This window comes from Synechococcus sp. Lug-A (assembly GCF_024345655.1).
Classification (GTDB): domain Bacteria; phylum Cyanobacteriota; class Cyanobacteriia; order PCC-6307; family Cyanobiaceae; genus MW101C3.
Genome location: NZ_JAGQBN010000014.1, coordinates 59144 through 75427, shown reverse-complemented (window position 1 = coordinate 75427; position 16284 = coordinate 59144). Strand labels below are relative to the sequence as shown.

The following is a 16284-nucleotide window of genomic DNA, read 5'->3' as shown; positions in this document are numbered from 1 at the left end:
TGGGCTACGGATCGGGATGGAGGCTCGCCTTGTCTGCGCTGAGAGGGGCGGCTGGCGCCGAGGCTTCGGCCTGATTCAAGCCCTCCGCCAACGCCACCCAGCGCTGGGGCTCCAGGTCCTGGGGGCGCTGCTGCAGATCGATGCCGGCACCAGCGGCCAGGGCACTGAGCGCCTCCGCCGGCAGCAGGCCCGCCAGGGTGTTGCGCAGCATCTTGCGCCGGGCTGCGAAGCAGCGCCGCAGCAGCCGCTCCACCGTGGCGGCCACGGAAACGGGCAGCCGCTCCGCCAGTGGCAAGGGCTCGATCACGATCACCTCCGAGTGCACCCGGGGCGGCGGCTGAAAGCAGCGAGGGGGCACGGCGCACACGCCCTTGCAGCGGGCCATCAACTGCATGCGCACGCTCAGGGCGCTGTAGGCGCTGCTGCCTGCACGGCAGCGGATGCGTTCCCCCACCTCCTGCTGCACCAGCAGCACCAGCCGCGAGTACGCCGTAGTGGCAGGGCGGTCGAGCCGGCCCACCAGCCGCTCCAGCAGCGGACCGGTGATGTTGTACGGGATGTTGGCCACCACCTTGGTGGCCAACGGCAGCTCAAGCTCAAGCACATCCCCCTCCAGCAGGCAGAAGCGGGGATCGCCGCCAAACTGCTGGCGCAAGCCGACCACCAGGTCGCGGTCGAGTTCCACTGCCGTGAGGCTGGCCAGGGGGGTTTGCAGAAGCCGTTCGGTCAGCGCCCCCCGGCCCGGCCCCACCTCCAGCACCCGGTCGTGGACGTCGAGTTCGGCCGCCTGCACGATGCGATCGAGCACGCCGGCATCGGTGAGCCAGTGCTGGCCGAAGCGTTTGCGGGCCCGGTGGCCGCTGAAGGTCATGACCCTGGGCGTGAGATCTCCCACATTGCCTTCCGGTGCGGCTAGAGAAGGTGCAGTGACGGGGACCGGGCGATGGCTGCATTGGTACGCGTTGAACCCATGGCACCCGTTGAACACGCTGAGCCCGCAGAGCGGGTGGAGCCAGTGGCATCGGCGGCTTCGGCCACGGCTGGCTTCCCTGAGGCCGTTGTGATTCCGCTGACCTCAAGGTCCGCTGGCGTCCCGCCGGCTGCCGTGAGCCCTGCAGCGCTCATTCGAAGCCGGGCGCGGCAAACAGCGCACCCTGGCCGTCATTCACTGGCCTGGGTCGGCTGGATCGGCGCTTTGGCCATGCCCCTGCTGAGTGGTCCGGCGCTGGCTGGCAGCGCCACCGCCGATTCCGTCTGGGACCGTGACAACGCCAAACAAAGGGCCATGCAGCAGGTGCCGGCGGGCGCCACGGTCACCAGCACGCGCTGCGAAGACTTTTCGGTGGGAATGGACAACACCCGCTACCGCTGCACGGTGGAGTTCACCGTTCCCGATCCGTCGGTTCCCGGCACGAGCACGCCCGCCCCCGCTGGCCTGTCCAGCCCCTGAGCGGACCACCCGCGCTCACCATTCGAGCCGCAGCCAGCACACCGGTGCCCGGGCCGGTGGCAGCGGCACCAGCGCGCACACCGCTTCCACCGGCAGGTGCCTCCAACAGGGGTGTTCGCACAGCCAGCACGACCAGGCGGCCGCCAGCCGCTGCCGTTTGCGTCGATTCACGCTGGCCCTGCCCCAGCCATCGGCACCGCTGCGGCGCCGGCCCTTCACCTCCACCAGCAGCAACCGGCCCGGCTTCAGCAGCACGAGGTCGAGTTCGCCCCATCGGCACTGCCACCGCTGAGAGAGCAGCCGCCAGCCGCGCGTCTGCAGCAGCCGCAGCGCCCGCTGCTCCGCCCAGCGGCCGGGCACGGTGCAACGGCTGCGCGCCCGGTCGGCGCTCTGTTGCGGTCGGGCTCCTTTCACGAAGGGCCAAGGCGTGTGTTCCTAGGGTTCCCTCTCTGTCCCCTGCTGCCATGGCCTCCCCGCTGCGCTGCCGCGCCGGACTTCCTTGCCGTTCCTGGCTTGCTTCGCTGCTGCTGGTGCTGGCGCTGGGCGTGGCGCTATTGCCGGCGGCGCCGGCCCAGGCGGCGATGGACTATGCCAAGCAGGTGCTGATCGGCGCCGATTTTCATGGCAGCGATCTGCGCGGGGTCACCTTCAGCCTCACCAACCTGCGCGAGGCCGATCTTTCCGGTGCCGATCTGCGGGGGGCCACCCTGTTCGGTGCGAAATTGCAGGATGCGGATCTGCACGGTGCCGACCTGCGTGAGGCGACTCTTGACTCCGCGGTGCTCGATGGCACCGACCTGCGCGACGCCTTACTGGAAGATGCCTTCGCGTTCAACACCAAGTTCAACGCGGTGAAGATCGATGGCGCTGATTTCACCAATGTTCCCTTCCGGGCCGATGTGCTGAAGAAGCTCTGCCTCGATGCCACCGGCACCAACCCCGTCACCGGCCGCTCCACCCGCGCCAGCCTCGGCTGCGTCTGATGGTCCTCCTTCCGTGCCATGAGCTTTGATCCACGCAGCCTTGAGCGGCTTCGCGAGCTGGGCCGCCAGCTTCCCCAGCCCTTGCCGGCCCCGCAGGCCCGCCCCGCTGCCGCGCCGCAGCAGCGGCTGCATGCGGTGGAAACCGAGCAGGACCCGGACAAGCTGTTTCATGAGCTGATCAAAGCGAGCCCCGATGGCTTGGTGCCCCCCCATCTGATGGAGCGTCTTGCGACGCTCGAGACCGCCAGGCGGGAGCGTCAGCGCCAGCCGCCGCCGGCGGGTGCGCCTGCTGGAGCAGCAGCAGCACCGGCGGTTCCTGGGGGCCTTGGCCCCGCCCGAACGCCCCGGACCCCCCTGGCGGGCGCCCCCGCTGCCGCCGCCATAAAGGAGCACGAGCAGCTGTATCGCGAGTTCCATTCGCTGCTGCTGGAAGACGAGCCAGACAGCTGACCCGAACGCTGACTGCCGGGTGCCGGCAAGGCTGGACAGGCGCATCTGCAGCCGCTGGCCTTGCTTGGGCTGGGCAGGCACTGGGTCAAGCGCCAGTGTGTCAGCGCCGCGATCGGCCGACAGTCATGATCCGCATTTGCCGACTCATGCGACTGCGATGTGACTGGCTGTCAATTGCTCGCAATCTTCCGATACATTTCGGGGGTCAACCTTCTCCCTTCTGTGTTGGCCCACGCCGTCGCTCACCAGCGAGGCCTGCGTTCCCGTTCCCCTCTTCTGCTGATGTCTGTTCAACCCGGTGAATTTGTGCTTCTGGCCAGCCAGGCCGGCACCAGCTTCCAGGTGGTGAGCGTCGATGACATCGACGACCGCTGCTGGGTGCGCCGCTGGCCGCTCACCCGCAGCGGCTCGCCCCCGTTCGCTGTGCCGATTGCCGCTGTGATCAGCCTGCGCGCCGCTGCCGCCTGATCCCCGCGCCCGCCCCCTTTCCCTTCGAGGCCCCACCATGATCCCGATGCAAGCGATCCTGCTCAACAGCCTGCTCGGCAAGGGGTTTCGTTGCCTCCTGCTGGGAGCCTGCACCGCGCTGCTGGCGGAAATGCTGCTCAGCACCGCCGGATGAGCTCACTGGTCGCGTCAGCTGGCGGCGGTGCCTGAACTGGCGCCACCAGCATGGGCCACGGCGGCGGCTGGCTGGCGTTGCTCCAGGCGGTAGCGCTCGCCGGCCCTTGAATCGATCAGCCGGCACCCCTCGGGCAGCATCGCCGCCGCGGCCTGCAGCGATCCCCATAGCCAGAGCAGCCGGTTGAGGGCACCCTCAAAGCGCACATCCCCGCCGGTGGTGCTCACCAGCACGGTGAGGGGCTTGAAGCGCTCCACCAGCTGGGGCAGCACCTGCTGGCCCTTCACGAACGCCCCCACCAGCGGCACACCCAGATCCACCACAGGCGTGATCACGGCGTCCAGCGGCTGCTCCGGCAGGCTGGGATCAAGGAACCCATGCGGTTCCAGGTAGAGACGGCCGCCTGGATGGTCGAACAGGTAGCCGTTTTCCGGCTGCGGCACCGGAGCCCCCTGCGAAGCCGTGAGGCGCAGCTGCTCGTGGCAGTGGCTTTCGCCGTGCGCCAGGGCGGTGAGCTGGGTGAAGCCAAGCGCACGCGCCCGGGCCACCGCCGCGGGAGACCCCACCACCGGAGTGGTCGGCGGGAGCAGCGCCAGGCTGGCGGGATGGCAATGGTCGGGCAGCCCCTGGGTGAGCACCAGCAGATCGACCGGCAAGGGAGCGGGACGCTCCTGTGGCAACTTGCCACGGAAAAACCAGGGGCCAGGTGGAAACTCCAGGGGGCCGGTGAGCCAGGGATCCACCAGCACGCGCAGGGCACCGAACTCGAGCAACCAGCCATTGGCACCGAGATAGGTGGCATGCAGGGCCATGGAGGCGGGCGAGCGGCTGGCCCCGGACGCTAGACGCCTTGCCAGCGCAGGCGCGAGGGGCGCCCACCAGATGCCGCGGGAGCGGGGCGGACCAGTTGCCACAGCAGCACGGCATGGGCGCTGAAGCGCACCGCGCTGAACACCGCCAGAGCGACGCAGAGGGGGCAGTGGGTGAGTCCCATGCGAAAGCGGGAAGTCCCCCCACCCTGGCACCGCTTGGTCTCGGTTGGTGGTGGATGGGTTGGGGCGCACAGCTTTGCAACCCTTCCGGCGGCAACCGGCCGGCCCGGCCGGCGCGACTCGGCCTGTGCGAGCGGGGCACGGACTGTTGGAATGAGGGGGTGCGTCAGGCCGCGCCAGGCGCGGTGACAGATCCTGTGTTGCGGCTTAGCGAAGTCAAGCTCCCTCTCGATCACGGGGAGGAGGATCTGCGCCAGGCGATCCTGCGGCGGCTGGGGCTTCCCGCGGCCGCTCTGCTCGGCCACCGCGTGGTGAAGCGCAGCGTGGATGCCCGCAGCAAGGCGGAGATCCGCTTCAGCTACAGCGTGGATCTTGAGCTGGCCGACGAGAAACCGCTGCTGCGCCGCTTCCGCAACGATCCGCACCTGCGGCCCACCCCGGACACCACCTACCGCTTCGTGGGCAAGGCTGACGCCGCCGACCCCCAGGATCGCCCGATCGTGATCGGCGCCGGTCCCTGTGGCTATTTCGCGGCCCTGCTGCTGGCCCAGATGGGCTTTCGGCCGCTGCTGCTGGAGCGCGGCAAACCGGTGAAGGAACGCACTGCCGATGCCTTCGGCTTCTGGCGCCATCAGCGTCCGTTCGACCCGGAATCCAATGTGCAGTTCGGCGAGGGTGGCGCCGGCACCTTCTCCGACGGCAAGCTCTACAGCCAGGTGCGTGATCCCCTGCACCACGGGCGCAAGGTGCTGGAGGAGCTGGTGGCCTGCGGAGCGAATGCGGAGATTCTCACCCTGCAGCGCCCCCATATCGGCACCTTCAAGCTGGCCACCGTGGTGCGTGGGCTGCGGGCCCGCATTGAGGCGCTCGGGGGTGAGATCCGCTTCCAGAGCCGCGTCGATCGCCTCGTGCTGGAGCCCTGTGACGGTGAGGGTGGCAGGCAGCAGCGCATCTCTGGGGTGGTGCTGGCCGATGGTTCCGTGCTGCCGGCCCACCACGTGGTGCTGGCGGTGGGACACAGCGCCCGGGACACCTTCGCGATGCTGGAGGCTGTGGGGGTGGCGATCGAAGCCAAGCCTTTTTCGATCGGCGTGCGGATCGAGCACCCCCAGGAGCTGATCGATCGGGCCCGCTGGGGGCCCTTCGCCGGTCACCGGCGTCTTGGACCAGCCGAATACAAGCTGGTGCATCACGGCAGCGCCGGCCGCAGCGTCTACAGCTTCTGCATGTGCCCCGGCGGGCTCGTGGTGGCCGCCGCCTCGGAGCCGGGCCACGTGGTGACCAACGGCATGAGCCAGCACTCCCGCAACGAACGGAACGCCAACAGCGCCATCGTTGTGACGGTAGGCCTCGAAGACCTGGCGCCCTATGGCAAGGCGCCCGGCGACCCCCTGGCGGGGGTCGCGTTTCAGCGCCACTGGGAGGCGGCGGCCTTCCACGCGGCGGGCTCTACTTACCACGCCCCCGCCCAGCGCCTGGGCGATTTCCTGGCCAGCGGAGCGGACGAGATCGACCTGGCCGTTGCTCCTTCTGCCCCGGATTCTCACCCGCCTGGCCCGGCGTCTGGCCTGTCGGCGACGGCCCCCCAGCCCTCCTACGCGCCGGGGGTGCGCTACGGCGATCTGCGCGCCTGCCTGCCCCCGTTCGCCGTGCAGGCGCTGATGGAGGCCCTGCCGGCGTTCGAGCGTTCCATTCCCGGCTTTGCGGCACCCGAGGCCGTCATGACCGGAGTGGAAACGCGCACCTCATCGCCGGTTCGAATTCCCCGATTGGATGATTTCCAGAGCCTCAACATTGCGGGGCTCTTCCCGGCAGGGGAAGGGGCTGGTTACGCCGGGGGGATCCTCTCTGCGGCAATCGACGGCATCAAAGTGGCCGAAGCCGTTGCGCTCACTCGTCTTCGTCGTCGGAGCCCAGCGGGATGAGTCGGATCTGCTTGCGCCCCAGCTTGATCTCGAAATCATCCCCCGGTTTCAGGTCGAGCAGGGCGGTATAGGCCTTGCCCACCATCAGGTTGCCGTTGAACTGAACCTTTGTGGTGAAACTCAGCTTGCGACCGCCTTTTCCTACCTTTGGATTGGCTCCGAAATCCACCCCCTTGGCATTGAGCAGTGCCTCGTAGAAGGCTGTGAAATTCAGGCGCTCACTATCGTTCTTCTTTGTGGAGACATAGCCGCAGGCCCGCACGATGTCGGATTTGCTTGCATCCCCCATCTCCTTGACTTTGGCGAGAAGGTCGGCGCCACTCAACATTGGCCTTTCACCCAGAACCTTCTCATTATCTGATAAACGTTTGTTTGATGCAAGGGTTTTTGCGGTCCTTCAGGGCGCATCGACCACCTCATCTGGTCATGCTCATCGCTATCTCGCCCATGCACCGTGAGGATTCGCGGCTGGTGGTTCCCATGCCCCACGCTGTGGCTTGTCGTTTCCCCCTCGAGTTTGACCCGCACGATCATCTGGTTCCGCCGTGATCTGCGTTGCAGCGATCACCAGCCGCTGCTGGAGGCCAGCCGCCTCGGCACGGTGCTGCCGTTGTTCGTTCTGGACCGTCAGCTCCTGTTTCATCCGGAAACCGGTGTGGCCCGCGTTGCTTTCCTGCTGGCCACGCTGCAGGCCTTCGACCAAGACCTGCGGCGACGGGGCGGCCGCTTGCTGGTGCGTTTCGGTGATCCGGCCGCTGAGCTGCTGCGGCTGGTTCGGGAGGGCGGAGCCACTGGTGTGATGGCCCACACCGACAGCGAGCGGATCGTGGGGCGTGTGCGTGACGCCCGGGTCAATCGCCTGCTGGCCGCCGCCGCTGTGCCGATCCGCTGGGTCGAGCCGGTGGGAGCAGTGGACGCCTTGGTTCCCTATCCCCGCTATCGCCAGCTCTGGCAGCAGGCAGTGGCCCGCACGCCCCTACCGGCGCCCAGGCAGTTGATGGTGCCGGCTCCAGCCGATCCCGACCGGCCTACCGATCCCGCCGATCCGCTCGCGGATCTGCCGGTACCCAGCCTTGAAGCGCTGGGGCTGCAGCCCGATGGCAAACCGCTGCCGCCGGCCGGCAGCGCGGCGGCCCAGTCCCTGCTCCGCACCTTCCTCGAAGGTCCGGCGGCTCAGACCTACTACTGGGAGCTGAGCGTGCCCTCGGCCAGGGTCACCACCGGCCTCAGTCCCCATCTCAAGTTCGGCGTGCTGAGCCCGCGCCAGGTGGTGGCCCGGCTGGCCCCCCTGGTCGATCACCCTGACGATCGCCGGCAGCGCAGTGCCCGGCAGCTGATCAGCCGCCTGCGCTGGGGCACATCGATGGCCCAACGCTTCCGCTACCTGCCTCAGCTGGAGCTGCGCTCCCTCTGGCGCTGCTTCGATCAGGAACCCTGGCCGTTCAACGAGGAGCTTTATGCCGCCTGGAAAGAGGGGCGCACCGGTTTTCCCATGGTTGACGCCGCTGCCCGCTGCCTGCGCGGTTCAGGCGGCTGGCAGGAGCTGAACTTCCGCAGCCGGGCGATCTATGCCAGCTTCCTGGCCAATCTCTGCGGCATCGACTGGCGCTTCGGGGCCCTGCACTTCATGCGCCACCTGATCGATGGCGATTGCCCGATCGATCACTACCAGTGGGCGATGCAGGCCGGTGTCACCCAGCGGGAGGCGCAGGCCTGGACCCGCATCTATCACCCGGGGGCGGTGGCGGTGCAGCGCTGCGATCCCCAGGGGCTGTTCATCCGCCGCTGGCTGCCCGAGCTGGCCGAGCTCACCAATGACCAGCTGGCCTGTCCGCCGCCGATGGCGGCTTACCCTGCCCCGATCCTGAGCTACGAGCAGGCCCGTCGCGAGCGGATCCGCCAGCTGGCGGCACGGCGCGAGGCGGCGGATCCGGCCTTGAACCCCGCCCGACAGATGGCGGCGATGCCGGGCCAGCCGGTGCCCTTCGGGGCCGACCGCCTCCCTGCGGCGGTGGTGGCCTGGGCCCAGCAGGAGCGGGCCGAGCTGTTCCCGCCACAGCTGGAGCTCGCCGCACTCGACCCACCAGCGCAGGTTGCGCTCGAGAGCTGGTTTCGCCCTGGGGTGCGGCCGGGCCCCACGCGCCCGGCGGCTGCGTCGCGCCACCGGCGTGGCTCGAGCGGCCGGGTCAATCCCGATCAGCTGGAGCTGTGGCCGTAGCCCTGGGACACGATGCCGCTCCACTGCACCGCCTTGACCTGGTCCCGGCGCCAGGAGTGAAACAGCAGCGGCTCCGAGCTGGTGCAGAGCGGGCAGACACTGATCTGCTCGTCATGCAGTCCGGCCGCACGCAACTGGGCAGCGGTGGCGCGGCGGATGTCGAGGCGGTCGTGATCGGGGTGGGCATCGGCCTGGCGGGCACCGGCTTGCGCCAGCTGCTCAAGGGCTGTCTCGCTGGGCAAGGGAGCAGGAGAGACCGCTGCGGCCACCTGCAGGGAGACGGAGCGGTGCACCTGGTAAGCCGGGCCGCTGATGGCCGGGCCCAGGGCCACCCGCAGGTCGTGGCACCGGCTGCCGCCGGCTTCAAGCCGCTCGATCGCCGCCGGCACGATCCGCCCCGCCACCCCCCGCCAGCCGGCGTGGCAGGCTGCCACCTGACCGCTGCCCAGATCGGCGATCAGCACGGGCGTGCAATCGGCGCCGCACACCCACAGGCTCTGGCCGCCCGCATCGCTCACCAGCCCATCAGCCTCGGGCCAGGGCTCGGCGATGGCCGCCGCGGCAGGCACCACCGCTGCGCCGTGAATCTGACGGGTGCGGTGAACGCTGACCCCGGCGCTGATGAAGCCGGCCAATTCGTGGGGCCCCCGGCCACTCCACTGGCGGCTGAAGAAGCCGTGCTCGAAGCCGGAGAGCAGATCGGCCTGAAGGTAATAGCCCCCGTAGGTGCCCACCCACGTCCAGCCGGCGAGGGCATTGAAGCCCAGGTCTGTGCGATCAAAGGGGGGCGTGGTGGCTTCGGCCATGGAGTGGCGCTCAGCCGGCAGGGAGATCGCGCAGCAGCCAGAAGCCTTCGAACCGCTCTGAGCGCTCGTCGCTCTGGATGGCGAGGAACTGCAACCCACCGGCCTCGTCCCGGGCGGCCACGAAGGCCTGTTGGGCGGCTTCCGCCTCGGCGGGGTCCAGGCGACCCAGCAGCCAGCTGTTCTCCAGCCCCGCCTCCAGCACCAGTGCGCCCGCATCGAGACGCAGGCGCACGGGCTCAAGCCCGGCCACCCAGCCGGCGATCGCCAGGGAGCGTCGGGCACTGAACACCCGGATGCCAGGTACGGATGCCGTGTCGCTGAGCTGGGCGGGCAGGGGCACCAGCCCATCGAAGCCCACGTCCCAGCCGGCGGCTTCGCGCAGGTCGGCCACGCTGAGGGTGGCCCAGCTCCAGCTGTCGCCGCGCACCGCTTCCGGCAGCAGCATGGCCGGCGCCTGGGGCGGCAGCGGGGCAGGCGCCAGCGGACCTGCCATGAAGCCCTCCTCCATGGCATACACCTGCTGCTCCCGCTCCTGCAGCCACTCGATCAGCGCGTAGCAACGCCGGCTCGGCACGGTTTCAAGGCCGATGGCGTCGGCGGCACGCTGCACCATGGTGCGCATCGAGGCGCGCCAGCACCGCAACCGGCGCGGCGCTGCCAGGCCCTCGGCGGCGGCGGCGGTGAGGGCCTCGGCCAGCGCCTCCTGCAGCCAGATCGAATTCACGCTGGTGGCCGGACAGACCTTGACCCACCGGAACGCCGACCGGGAGTTCCCAAAGGCTGGGGTGCTGCAGATCAGCAACTCCCAGCGCTTCTTGCCATCGGCCTCGAGCACGGGCCTGGAGTAGTAGTCGAGTTCCCAGTCGGCGCTGGGTGCTGCGGTGGCAGGACCGCTCATTCCGGCGCCTGCTCCTGCTGCCGCAGGGTGAGGCGGGCCCGGTTGGCTCGATCGCCTGCTTCCAGCAGCACCTGTTCCTTGTTGATCAGCAGTTCACCCGGCTGGTTTTCCAGCAGGGCGGTGTTGAGGGCTATGCGGCCGCGGCCGGGGTCCACGGAGGTGATGATCGCCTGGACCCGATCGCCCTGATCGAACACCTCGCGCAGTTCGCGCAGGGTGCCGCCGGTGATGCACGACTGGTGCAGCAGGCCGCTCACCCCGCCGAGATCCACGAACAGGCCATAGGGCTTGACGGCCACCACCTGACCCTCCACCAGCTGGCCCACTTCGATTTCGGAGAAGCGGGCCGCTGTGGAGGCGCGCTTCTCGGAGAGCACCAGCTTGCGGTTGTCGGGACTCACCTCCAGGAAGGCGGCGCCGAGGGTCTTGCCCACCAGCTGCTCGTGGTTTTCGCCGTCCTGGAGCTGGGAGCGGGGGATGAAGGCACGCAGGCCCTCGAGGTCGCAGGTGACACCGCCGCGGTTGAAGCCGGTCACCTTGACCTGCACGACCTTGCCCTCCTTCTCCATCTGGCGCACCTTTTCCCAGCTCTGGCGCAGAGCGAGGGCGCGGGCGCTGATCGTGACCATGCCATCGGCGTTCTGCTCGCGGGTGACGAGCACCTCCACCGCCAGGCCTTTGGGGAAGCGTTCCTTGATGTTGGTGATCACACCGAGGCCGCATTCGCTCTTGGGCATGAAACCCGGCGCCTTACCGCCGATGTCCACATACACCCCATCGCTTTCGACGCCGATCACAACCCCGGGCACCACCTCGCCGGAAACGCCCACCGGCTCGTTTTCGTCAAGCGCGGCAAGGAAGGCTTCTTCGTCGAAATCGAAATCGTCCACCTGACGGGCCGGCGCCGCCGGCTGGCCGGATGCCGCTGCTGCCGCAGGTGCTGTTTTGCGTGCCGCTTTGCGGCCGGTTTCCGGGGCGGGTCCCAGCAGATCGGCCATCGTCAGGCCTTCGAGGCTGGCGGTCTCGAAGCGGTCGTCGTCGGAGATGGCGGCGGCTTCAGGGGCCTGGGGCGCCGGCCGCACGGCCATGGGAGCAGCCACCGGTGTGGGCGGATCAGCGGCGATCGGGGCACTGGTGTCGGCCACCGGCTCGTCGTCCTTGCGGCTGATGTGCAACACCTGCGGAGGCTTGCGCACCGGAGCGCCTGCAGGTTGCCGCGGCGCCGTCGGGGGCACGGGACGCCGGCTTCCTTCCCGGGGCTGTCGCGGCTGCTGGTTGCCGGAGCCGGCCATGGTCCAAGGGAGCAGACAGTTGCCCACTGTAAGGATCAGGGCCGAACACAAGGGTTGGGTCATGGAGCGAGCGCTGGAACGGCTCAGCTGGCCTCAGGTGCGTGCGGCGGCGAGTCGCCCGGGAAGCACCGTGCTCTGGCCCTTCGGCGCCGTCGAGCAGCACGGTCCTCACCTGCCGCTCGGCACCGATGCTCTCTTCGCCGATCGGGTGGCCGATGCCGTGCTTGCCCGCCTGGCGGACGACGATCTGCCGATCTGGCGGCTGCCGGTGTCCTGGTTCGGCTTCTCACCTGAACACGCTGCCTTCCCCGGCACCTGCAGCCTGCCGGCTGAGCTGCTGATCGCCCAGGTGATGACGATCGGTGCCCAGCTGGCGGCCGCCGGTTTTCAGCGCCTTGTGCTCTTCAACGCCCACGGCGGCCAGATCGCCCTGCTGCAGGTGGCTGCCCGCCAGCTGCGCGCCGCCCATCCGGCACTGGCGGTGCTGCCCTGTTTTCTCTGGAGCGGTCCGGAAGGGATCGGCGCCCTGCTGCCTGAACCCGAACGCAGCGATGGTCTGCACGCCGGCCTGGCTGAAACCAGCCTCATGCTGCACCTGCAGCCGCAGTGGGTGGGGCCCGAGCGCCCCTGCGACGGTCAGTTGCAGCCCCCACCCCCCAGCGGCTGGAGCCTGGAGGGCGCCGTGCCGTACGCCTGGCTCACGGCGGATGTGTCGGCCACGGGGGTGGTGGGCGATGCACGCGGCGCCAGCGCCGCCCTCGGCGAGCAACTGTTCGAGCGGCTGGTGGCGGGCTGGTGTCAGCGGCTGGAATCCCTGCTGGCCAGCCCGTGGCCACCGCGTGGGCGCTTACGCAGCGATTGAACGGCGGCAGACCAGAGATGGCCGGCGGTGGTTACAGTCGAAGCCTTCACGATTTGTCCTCGATGCCTGCGCTCGACACTCCGGCGGCCAGCCTTGACGTTCAGACGTCATCCCTTGGAGCCGGCGAGGAGGCCGGGGCCGATCTTGCCGGACTGCCGGACTTCACCACCGACCTCTACAAAGACGCCTACAGCCGCATCAACGCGATTGTGATCGAGGGTGAGCAGGAAGCCCACGACAACTACATCTCCCTTGGGACCCTGCTTCCCGATGAGGCGGAGGAACTGGCCCGCCTGGCGCGGATGGAGCTGAAGCACATGAAGGGCTTCCAGGCCTGTGCTCGCAATCTGAGCGTCACGGCAGACATGCCCTTCGCCAAGAGCTTCTTCCTGCCGCTGCACGGCAACTTCCAGGCGGCCCTGGCTGAAGGCAAGGTGGTGACCTGTCTGCTGATTCAGGCCCTGCTGATTGAAGCCTTCGCTATCTCGGCCTATCACATTTACATTCCGGTCGCTGATCCTTTCGCCCGCAAGATCACTGAGGGTGTGGTTCGTGATGAATACACCCACCTGAACTACGGCCAGGAGTGGCTGAAAGCCAACCTTGAAGCCTCCCGCGCTGAGCTTGAGCAAGCCAACCGCGACAATCTCCCTCTCGTGCGCCGCATGCTCGAAGAGGTTGCTGGTGATGCAGCCGTGCTCGGCATGGAGAAAGAAAGCCTGATCGAAGATTTCCTGATCGCCTACCAGGAAGCGCTCACCGAGATCGGCTTCTCCACCCGCGAGATCGCCCGCATGGCCGCTGCCGCCCTGATCGGCTGATTCAAGGAGGGGGTCTGGTGGCTGGATCGGGGTTCGGCCCTCCGTCTGTACATGGACCCTGCAGCTGCCTCGGTTCGCAACCGCCGATGTAGCGTGCGCAACCCTGTGGCCCCCGCCACCTTCCCCTCAGCCTGAGGGTACGCATCTCCCATGTTCGGTCTGATCGGTCACTCCAGCAGCTTCGAAGAGGCGCGTCGCAAGGCCGGAGCTCTCGGCTACGACGAGTTCGCCGCCGGCGATCTGGACGTGTGGTGCAGCGCGCCGCCTCAGCTGCTGGAAACGGTCAGTGTCACTAGCCTCACGGGCAAAACCATCCAAGGGGTCTACATCGACTCCTGCTTCGTGCCGGAGATGCTGAGCCGCTTCAAGACGGCCACGCGCAAAGTTCAGAACGCCATGGAGCTCGCCCAGAAGAGCGGCATTGCGATCACGGCGCTGGGCGGCTTCACCTCGATCATTTTCGAGAACTTCGATCTCTCCAAGTTTCAGCAGATTCGCTCCACCACCCTGGAGTGGGAGCGTTTCACCACTGGAAACACCCACACCGCCTGGGTGATCTGCCGCCAGGTTGAAACCAACGCTCCGCATCTCGGCATTGATCTCTCCACCGCCAAGGTGGCGGTGGTGGGCGCCACCGGCGACATCGGCAGTGGGGTGTGCCGCTGGCTGAGCCAGCGCACCGGCGTGGGTGAGCTCCTGCTGGTCGCCCGGCAGCGCCAACGCCTGCTGGATCTGCAGAGCGAGCTCGGAGGCGGCCGCATTCTTCCGCTTGAAGACGCCCTAGCAGAGGCGAATGTGGTGGTCTGGGTTGCCAGCCTGCCGCAGACGCTCACGATCGATCGTGAGCGTCTGCAGCACCCCTGCCTAATGATCGATGGCGGCTACCCAAAGAACCTCGACACCAAGGCGGCCGGTGATGGTGTGCACGTGCTAAAAGGTGGCGTGGTGGAGTTCTTCAACGACATCGACTGGCAGATGATGGAAGTTGCCGAAATGGAGAATCCCAAGCGCCAGATGTTTGCCTGTTTCGCAGAGGCGATGCTGCTGGAATTCGAAGGCTGGCATACCAACTTCAGCTGGGGCCGCAACAACATCAGCGTCGAGTCGATGGAACAGATTGGCAACGCGTCCCTCCGCCATGGCTTCCAACCGCTCGGCCTGGAGCCGGTGGTTCCGCAGCCGCTGGCCGCCGCCGTCGCCTGACCCTTTCGGCTCGCTACTCCCGCCTCCCCCCACCCCATGGCCCGACGCCCCCTGCTTGATTTCGAGAAGCCGCTCGTGGAGCTCGAGGAGCAGATCGAGCAGATCCGGCAGCTGGCAAAGGATTCCGAAGTGGATGTCAGCCAGCAACTTCTTCAGTTGGAAACCCTTGCCGCCCGACGCCGCGAGGACATCTTCAGCGCCCTCACTCCGGCGCAGAAGATCCAGGTGGCCCGCCACCCGCAGCGTCCCAGCACCCTGGATTACATCCAGGTGATCACCGATGAGTGGCTGGAGCTGCATGGCGATCGCCGAGGCTCCGACGACCAGGCTCTGGTGGGTGGAGTCGGCCGCATCGGCGATCAGCCCGTGGTGCTGATCGGCCATCAGAAGGGCCGCGACACCAAGGAGAACGTGGCCCGCAACTTCGGGATGGCTTCCCCTGGCGGCTATCGCAAGGCGATGCGGCTGATGGAGCACGCCGATCGTTTCCGGCTGCCGATCCTCACCTTCATCGACACTCCGGGCGCCTATGCAGGGGTTCTGGCCGAGGAGCTCGGCCAGGGGGAAGCGATCGCCGTCAATCTGCGCGAGATGTTCCGGCTGCGGGTGCCGGTGATCGCCACCGTGATCGGTGAAGGTGGCTCCGGTGGTGCGTTGGGCATCGGCGTGGCCGATCGGCTGCTGATGTTCGAGCACAGCGTCTATACCGTGGCTAGCCCTGAGGCCTGCGCGTCCATCCTCTGGCGTGATGCGGCCAAAGCCCCTGTCGCTGCCACCGCCTTGAAGATCACGGCAGCGGATCTGCTGCAACTCGGGTTGATCGATGTTGTGCTCAATGAGCCCTCAGGCGGCAATCACTGGGGGCCGATGCAGGCGGCGGACACACTCCGCAGCGCCTTGATCGAGCAGTTGGCCGTACTGGGCCAGCTCAGCGAGGCGGAGCTTCTGCAGCAGCGCTACGACAAGTTCCGTCGCATGGGCCGGGTGCTCGGTGCCGGTACCACGGATTCCACCGTGGGTTCTTAGGGTTTCAGCAGGAGCGGTTTCGGTTTGCCGTCGGTTTTGATCACGGGTGCCTCCAGGGGCATCGGAGCTGCTGCAGCTCGCTCCTTTGCCGGCGCTGGCTGGGATCTGCTGCTGATGGCACGCACGCTCCAGGATCTGGAAGCCGTGGCTGAACCCTTCCGGCAAAGGGGAAGGCAGGTGGGGATCGCCACCGTGGATTTTGCTGATCCCAGCGCCATCGCGCCGGCCATCGCCGCACTGCTGGCAAGCCATGCGGCGCCGAACGTATTGATCAACAACGCTGGCGCGGCTTACACCGGCGAGCTTGCCGCCATGACACTGGAGCACTGGCAATGGTTGTGGCAGTTGAATCTCACCAGCGTCTTCCAGGTCTGCCAGTCGGTGCTTCCCGCCATGCGTCAGATCGGTGGGGGACAGATCATCAACGTGAGCAGCCACGCAGCCCGCCGCGCCTTCCCCGAGTGGGGCGCTTATTGCGCCACCAAGGCAGCGCTTGAATCGTTCAGCCGCTGCCTCGCCGAAGAGGAACGTAGCCATGGCATCCGGGTGAGCACGCTCACCCTCGGTGCCGTGGATACCCCCCTGTGGGGGACGGAAACCGTCCACGCGTCCTTCGATCGGCGTGCCATGCTTTCAGCAGATCAGGCCGCTGAAGCTCTGCTGTATCTGGCCCAGCAGCCTCCGTCTCAACTGGTGGAGGATCTCACCCTGATGCCCGCAACTGGTGTTCTTTGAG

General features: G+C 67.8%; 19 protein-coding genes. 11 read left to right on the top strand and 8 right to left on the bottom strand.

Annotation, left to right across the window (positions count from 1 at the left end; translation table 11 throughout):
• Window positions 1–4 precede the first annotated feature (4 nt).
• Window positions 5–871, bottom strand: a complete 867-nt coding sequence (rsmA, locus tag KBY86_RS11450; protein WP_255141147.1) for a 16S rRNA (adenine(1518)-N(6)/adenine(1519)-N(6))-dimethyltransferase RsmA — start codon at window positions 869–871, stop codon at window positions 5–7.
• A gap of 330 nt (window positions 872–1201) precedes the next feature.
• Between rsmA and KBY86_RS11445 the strand changes: the two genes are divergently transcribed.
• Window positions 1202–1450: a hypothetical protein gene (locus tag KBY86_RS11445; RefSeq protein WP_198948297.1), complete on the top strand. Its 249-nt coding sequence runs from the start codon at window positions 1202–1204 to the stop codon at window positions 1448–1450.
• Between the two features lie 15 nt (window positions 1451–1465).
• Here the strand turns inward: KBY86_RS11445 and KBY86_RS11440 are convergent, their stop codons facing one another.
• The gene (locus KBY86_RS11440; protein ID WP_255141146.1) at window positions 1466–1864 is read right to left on the bottom strand and encodes a YraN family protein; all 399 of its coding nucleotides are present in this window, start codon (window positions 1862–1864) and stop codon (window positions 1466–1468) included.
• Window positions 1865–1914: 50 nt separating this feature from the next.
• On the opposite strand from KBY86_RS11440, the gene KBY86_RS11435 reads away from it, so the two are divergent.
• The 3 genes from KBY86_RS11435 (at window position 1915) to KBY86_RS11425 (ending at window position 3351) form a co-directional block, all read left to right on the top strand.
• The gene (locus tag KBY86_RS11435) at window positions 1915–2433 is read left to right on the top strand and encodes a pentapeptide repeat-containing protein (RefSeq protein WP_255141145.1); all 519 of its coding nucleotides are present in this window, start codon (window positions 1915–1917) and stop codon (window positions 2431–2433) included.
• Window positions 2434–2451: 18 nt separating this feature from the next.
• Window positions 2452–2883, top strand: a complete 432-nt coding sequence (locus KBY86_RS11430) for a hypothetical protein (protein ID WP_255141144.1) — start codon at window positions 2452–2454, stop codon at window positions 2881–2883.
• Window positions 2884–3165: 282 nt separating this feature from the next.
• The gene (locus KBY86_RS11425) at window positions 3166–3351 is read left to right on the top strand and encodes a hypothetical protein (RefSeq protein ID WP_094513153.1); all 186 of its coding nucleotides are present in this window, start codon (window positions 3166–3168) and stop codon (window positions 3349–3351) included.
• 168 nt (window positions 3352–3519) lie between these two features.
• Here KBY86_RS11425 and KBY86_RS11420 read toward each other — a convergent pair whose 3' ends face one another.
• Together KBY86_RS11420 and KBY86_RS11415 are read right to left on the bottom strand one after the other, a co-directional pair.
• Window positions 3520–4317, bottom strand: a complete 798-nt coding sequence (locus KBY86_RS11420; protein ID WP_255141143.1) for an MBL fold metallo-hydrolase — start codon at window positions 4315–4317, stop codon at window positions 3520–3522.
• A gap of 29 nt (window positions 4318–4346) precedes the next feature.
• The gene (locus KBY86_RS11415) at window positions 4347–4499 is read right to left on the bottom strand and encodes a hypothetical protein (protein ID WP_198948298.1); all 153 of its coding nucleotides are present in this window, start codon (window positions 4497–4499) and stop codon (window positions 4347–4349) included.
• Between the two features lie 195 nt (window positions 4500–4694).
• Here KBY86_RS11415 and KBY86_RS11410 point away from each other — a divergent pair, with 195 nt between their 5' ends.
• On the top strand, window positions 4695–6422 hold the full coding sequence (locus KBY86_RS11410) for an NAD(P)/FAD-dependent oxidoreductase (protein ID WP_255141164.1): 1728 nt from the start codon (window positions 4695–4697) through the stop codon (window positions 6420–6422).
• Here the strand turns inward: KBY86_RS11410 and KBY86_RS11405 are convergent.
• On the bottom strand, window positions 6388–6750 hold the full coding sequence (locus KBY86_RS11405; RefSeq protein ID WP_094513159.1) for an AbrB family transcriptional regulator: 363 nt from the start codon (window positions 6748–6750) through the stop codon (window positions 6388–6390). The genes KBY86_RS11410 and KBY86_RS11405 overlap by 35 nt on opposite strands.
• 189 nt (window positions 6751–6939) lie before the next feature.
• On the opposite strand from KBY86_RS11405, the gene KBY86_RS11400 reads away from it, so the two are divergent.
• On the top strand, window positions 6940–8640 hold the full coding sequence (locus tag KBY86_RS11400) for an FAD-binding domain-containing protein (protein ID WP_255141142.1): 1701 nt from the start codon (window positions 6940–6942) through the stop codon (window positions 8638–8640).
• On the opposite strand, the gene pgeF is transcribed toward KBY86_RS11400, so the two are convergent.
• From pgeF to KBY86_RS11385, 3 genes are read right to left on the bottom strand one after another with little or no spacing between them, the layout of a single operon-like run.
• Complete coding sequence (pgeF, locus tag KBY86_RS11395; protein WP_255141141.1) at window positions 8619–9446, bottom strand: peptidoglycan editing factor PgeF; 828 nt, start codon at window positions 9444–9446, stop codon at window positions 8619–8621. The genes KBY86_RS11400 and pgeF overlap by 22 nt on opposite strands.
• A gap of 10 nt (window positions 9447–9456) precedes the next feature.
• Entirely contained in the window at window positions 9457–10344 is an 888-nt protein-coding gene (locus tag KBY86_RS11390; RefSeq protein ID WP_094513170.1) for a Tab2 family RNA-binding protein, read from the bottom strand.
• Complete coding sequence (locus KBY86_RS11385; protein WP_255141140.1) at window positions 10341–11636, bottom strand: S1 RNA-binding domain-containing protein; 1296 nt, start codon at window positions 11634–11636, stop codon at window positions 10341–10343. The genes KBY86_RS11390 and KBY86_RS11385 overlap by 4 nt, the downstream gene beginning before the upstream one ends.
• A gap of 61 nt (window positions 11637–11697) precedes the next feature.
• Between KBY86_RS11385 and KBY86_RS11380 the strand changes: the two genes are divergently transcribed.
• From KBY86_RS11380 to KBY86_RS11360, 5 genes are all read left to right on the top strand, one after another.
• Entirely contained in the window at window positions 11698–12498 is an 801-nt protein-coding gene (locus KBY86_RS11380; RefSeq protein WP_255141139.1) for a creatininase family protein, read from the top strand.
• Window positions 12499–12560: 62 nt separating this feature from the next.
• Window positions 12561–13319, top strand: coding sequence for an aldehyde oxygenase (deformylating) (locus KBY86_RS11375; protein ID WP_094513179.1), 759 nt, complete (start codon window positions 12561–12563; stop codon window positions 13317–13319).
• Between the two features lie 150 nt (window positions 13320–13469).
• A complete protein-coding gene (locus KBY86_RS11370; protein ID WP_255141138.1) occupies window positions 13470–14522 on the top strand; it encodes a long-chain acyl-[acyl-carrier-protein] reductase in 1053 nt (350 codons plus the stop codon).
• A gap of 36 nt (window positions 14523–14558) precedes the next feature.
• On the top strand, window positions 14559–15548 hold the full coding sequence (locus tag KBY86_RS11365; protein ID WP_094513184.1) for an acetyl-CoA carboxylase carboxyltransferase subunit alpha: 990 nt from the start codon (window positions 14559–14561) through the stop codon (window positions 15546–15548).
• A gap of 24 nt (window positions 15549–15572) precedes the next feature.
• Window positions 15573–16283, top strand: a complete 711-nt coding sequence (locus KBY86_RS11360) for an SDR family oxidoreductase (RefSeq protein WP_255141137.1) — start codon at window positions 15573–15575, stop codon at window positions 16281–16283.
• The last annotated feature ends 1 nt before the right edge of the window (window position 16284 follow it).

Excerpts from the sequence above, each read along its gene's own strand:
- rsmA (WP_255141147.1), bottom strand. The coding sequence starts at position 871 with ATGACCTTCAGCGGCCACCGGGCCCGCAAACGCTTCGGCCAGCACTGG.
- KBY86_RS11445 (WP_198948297.1), top strand. The coding sequence starts at position 1,202 with ATGCCCCTGCTGAGTGGTCCGGCGCTGGCTGGCAGCGCCACCGCCGAT.
- KBY86_RS11435 (WP_255141145.1), top strand. The coding sequence starts at position 1,915 with ATGGCCTCCCCGCTGCGCTGCCGCGCCGGACTTCCTTGCCGTTCCTGG.
- KBY86_RS11430 (WP_255141144.1), top strand. The coding sequence starts at position 2,452 with ATGAGCTTTGATCCACGCAGCCTTGAGCGGCTTCGCGAGCTGGGCCGC.
- KBY86_RS11425 (WP_094513153.1), top strand. The coding sequence starts at position 3,166 with ATGTCTGTTCAACCCGGTGAATTTGTGCTTCTGGCCAGCCAGGCCGGC.
- KBY86_RS11420 (WP_255141143.1), bottom strand. The coding sequence starts at position 4,317 with ATGGCCCTGCATGCCACCTATCTCGGTGCCAATGGCTGGTTGCTCGAG.
- KBY86_RS11415 (WP_198948298.1), bottom strand. The coding sequence starts at position 4,499 with ATGGGACTCACCCACTGCCCCCTCTGCGTCGCTCTGGCGGTGTTCAGC.
- KBY86_RS11405 (WP_094513159.1), bottom strand. The coding sequence starts at position 6,750 with ATGTTGAGTGGCGCCGACCTTCTCGCCAAAGTCAAGGAGATGGGGGAT.
- pgeF (WP_255141141.1), bottom strand. The coding sequence starts at position 9,446 with ATGGCCGAAGCCACCACGCCCCCCTTTGATCGCACAGACCTGGGCTTC.
- KBY86_RS11390 (WP_094513170.1), bottom strand. The coding sequence starts at position 10,344 with ATGAGCGGTCCTGCCACCGCAGCACCCAGCGCCGACTGGGAACTCGAC.
- KBY86_RS11385 (WP_255141140.1), bottom strand. The coding sequence starts at position 11,636 with ATGGCCGGCTCCGGCAACCAGCAGCCGCGACAGCCCCGGGAAGGAAGC.
- KBY86_RS11380 (WP_255141139.1), top strand. The coding sequence starts at position 11,698 with ATGGAGCGAGCGCTGGAACGGCTCAGCTGGCCTCAGGTGCGTGCGGCG.
- KBY86_RS11375 (WP_094513179.1), top strand. The coding sequence starts at position 12,561 with ATGCCTGCGCTCGACACTCCGGCGGCCAGCCTTGACGTTCAGACGTCA.
- KBY86_RS11370 (WP_255141138.1), top strand. The coding sequence starts at position 13,470 with ATGTTCGGTCTGATCGGTCACTCCAGCAGCTTCGAAGAGGCGCGTCGC.
- KBY86_RS11365 (WP_094513184.1), top strand. The coding sequence starts at position 14,559 with ATGGCCCGACGCCCCCTGCTTGATTTCGAGAAGCCGCTCGTGGAGCTC.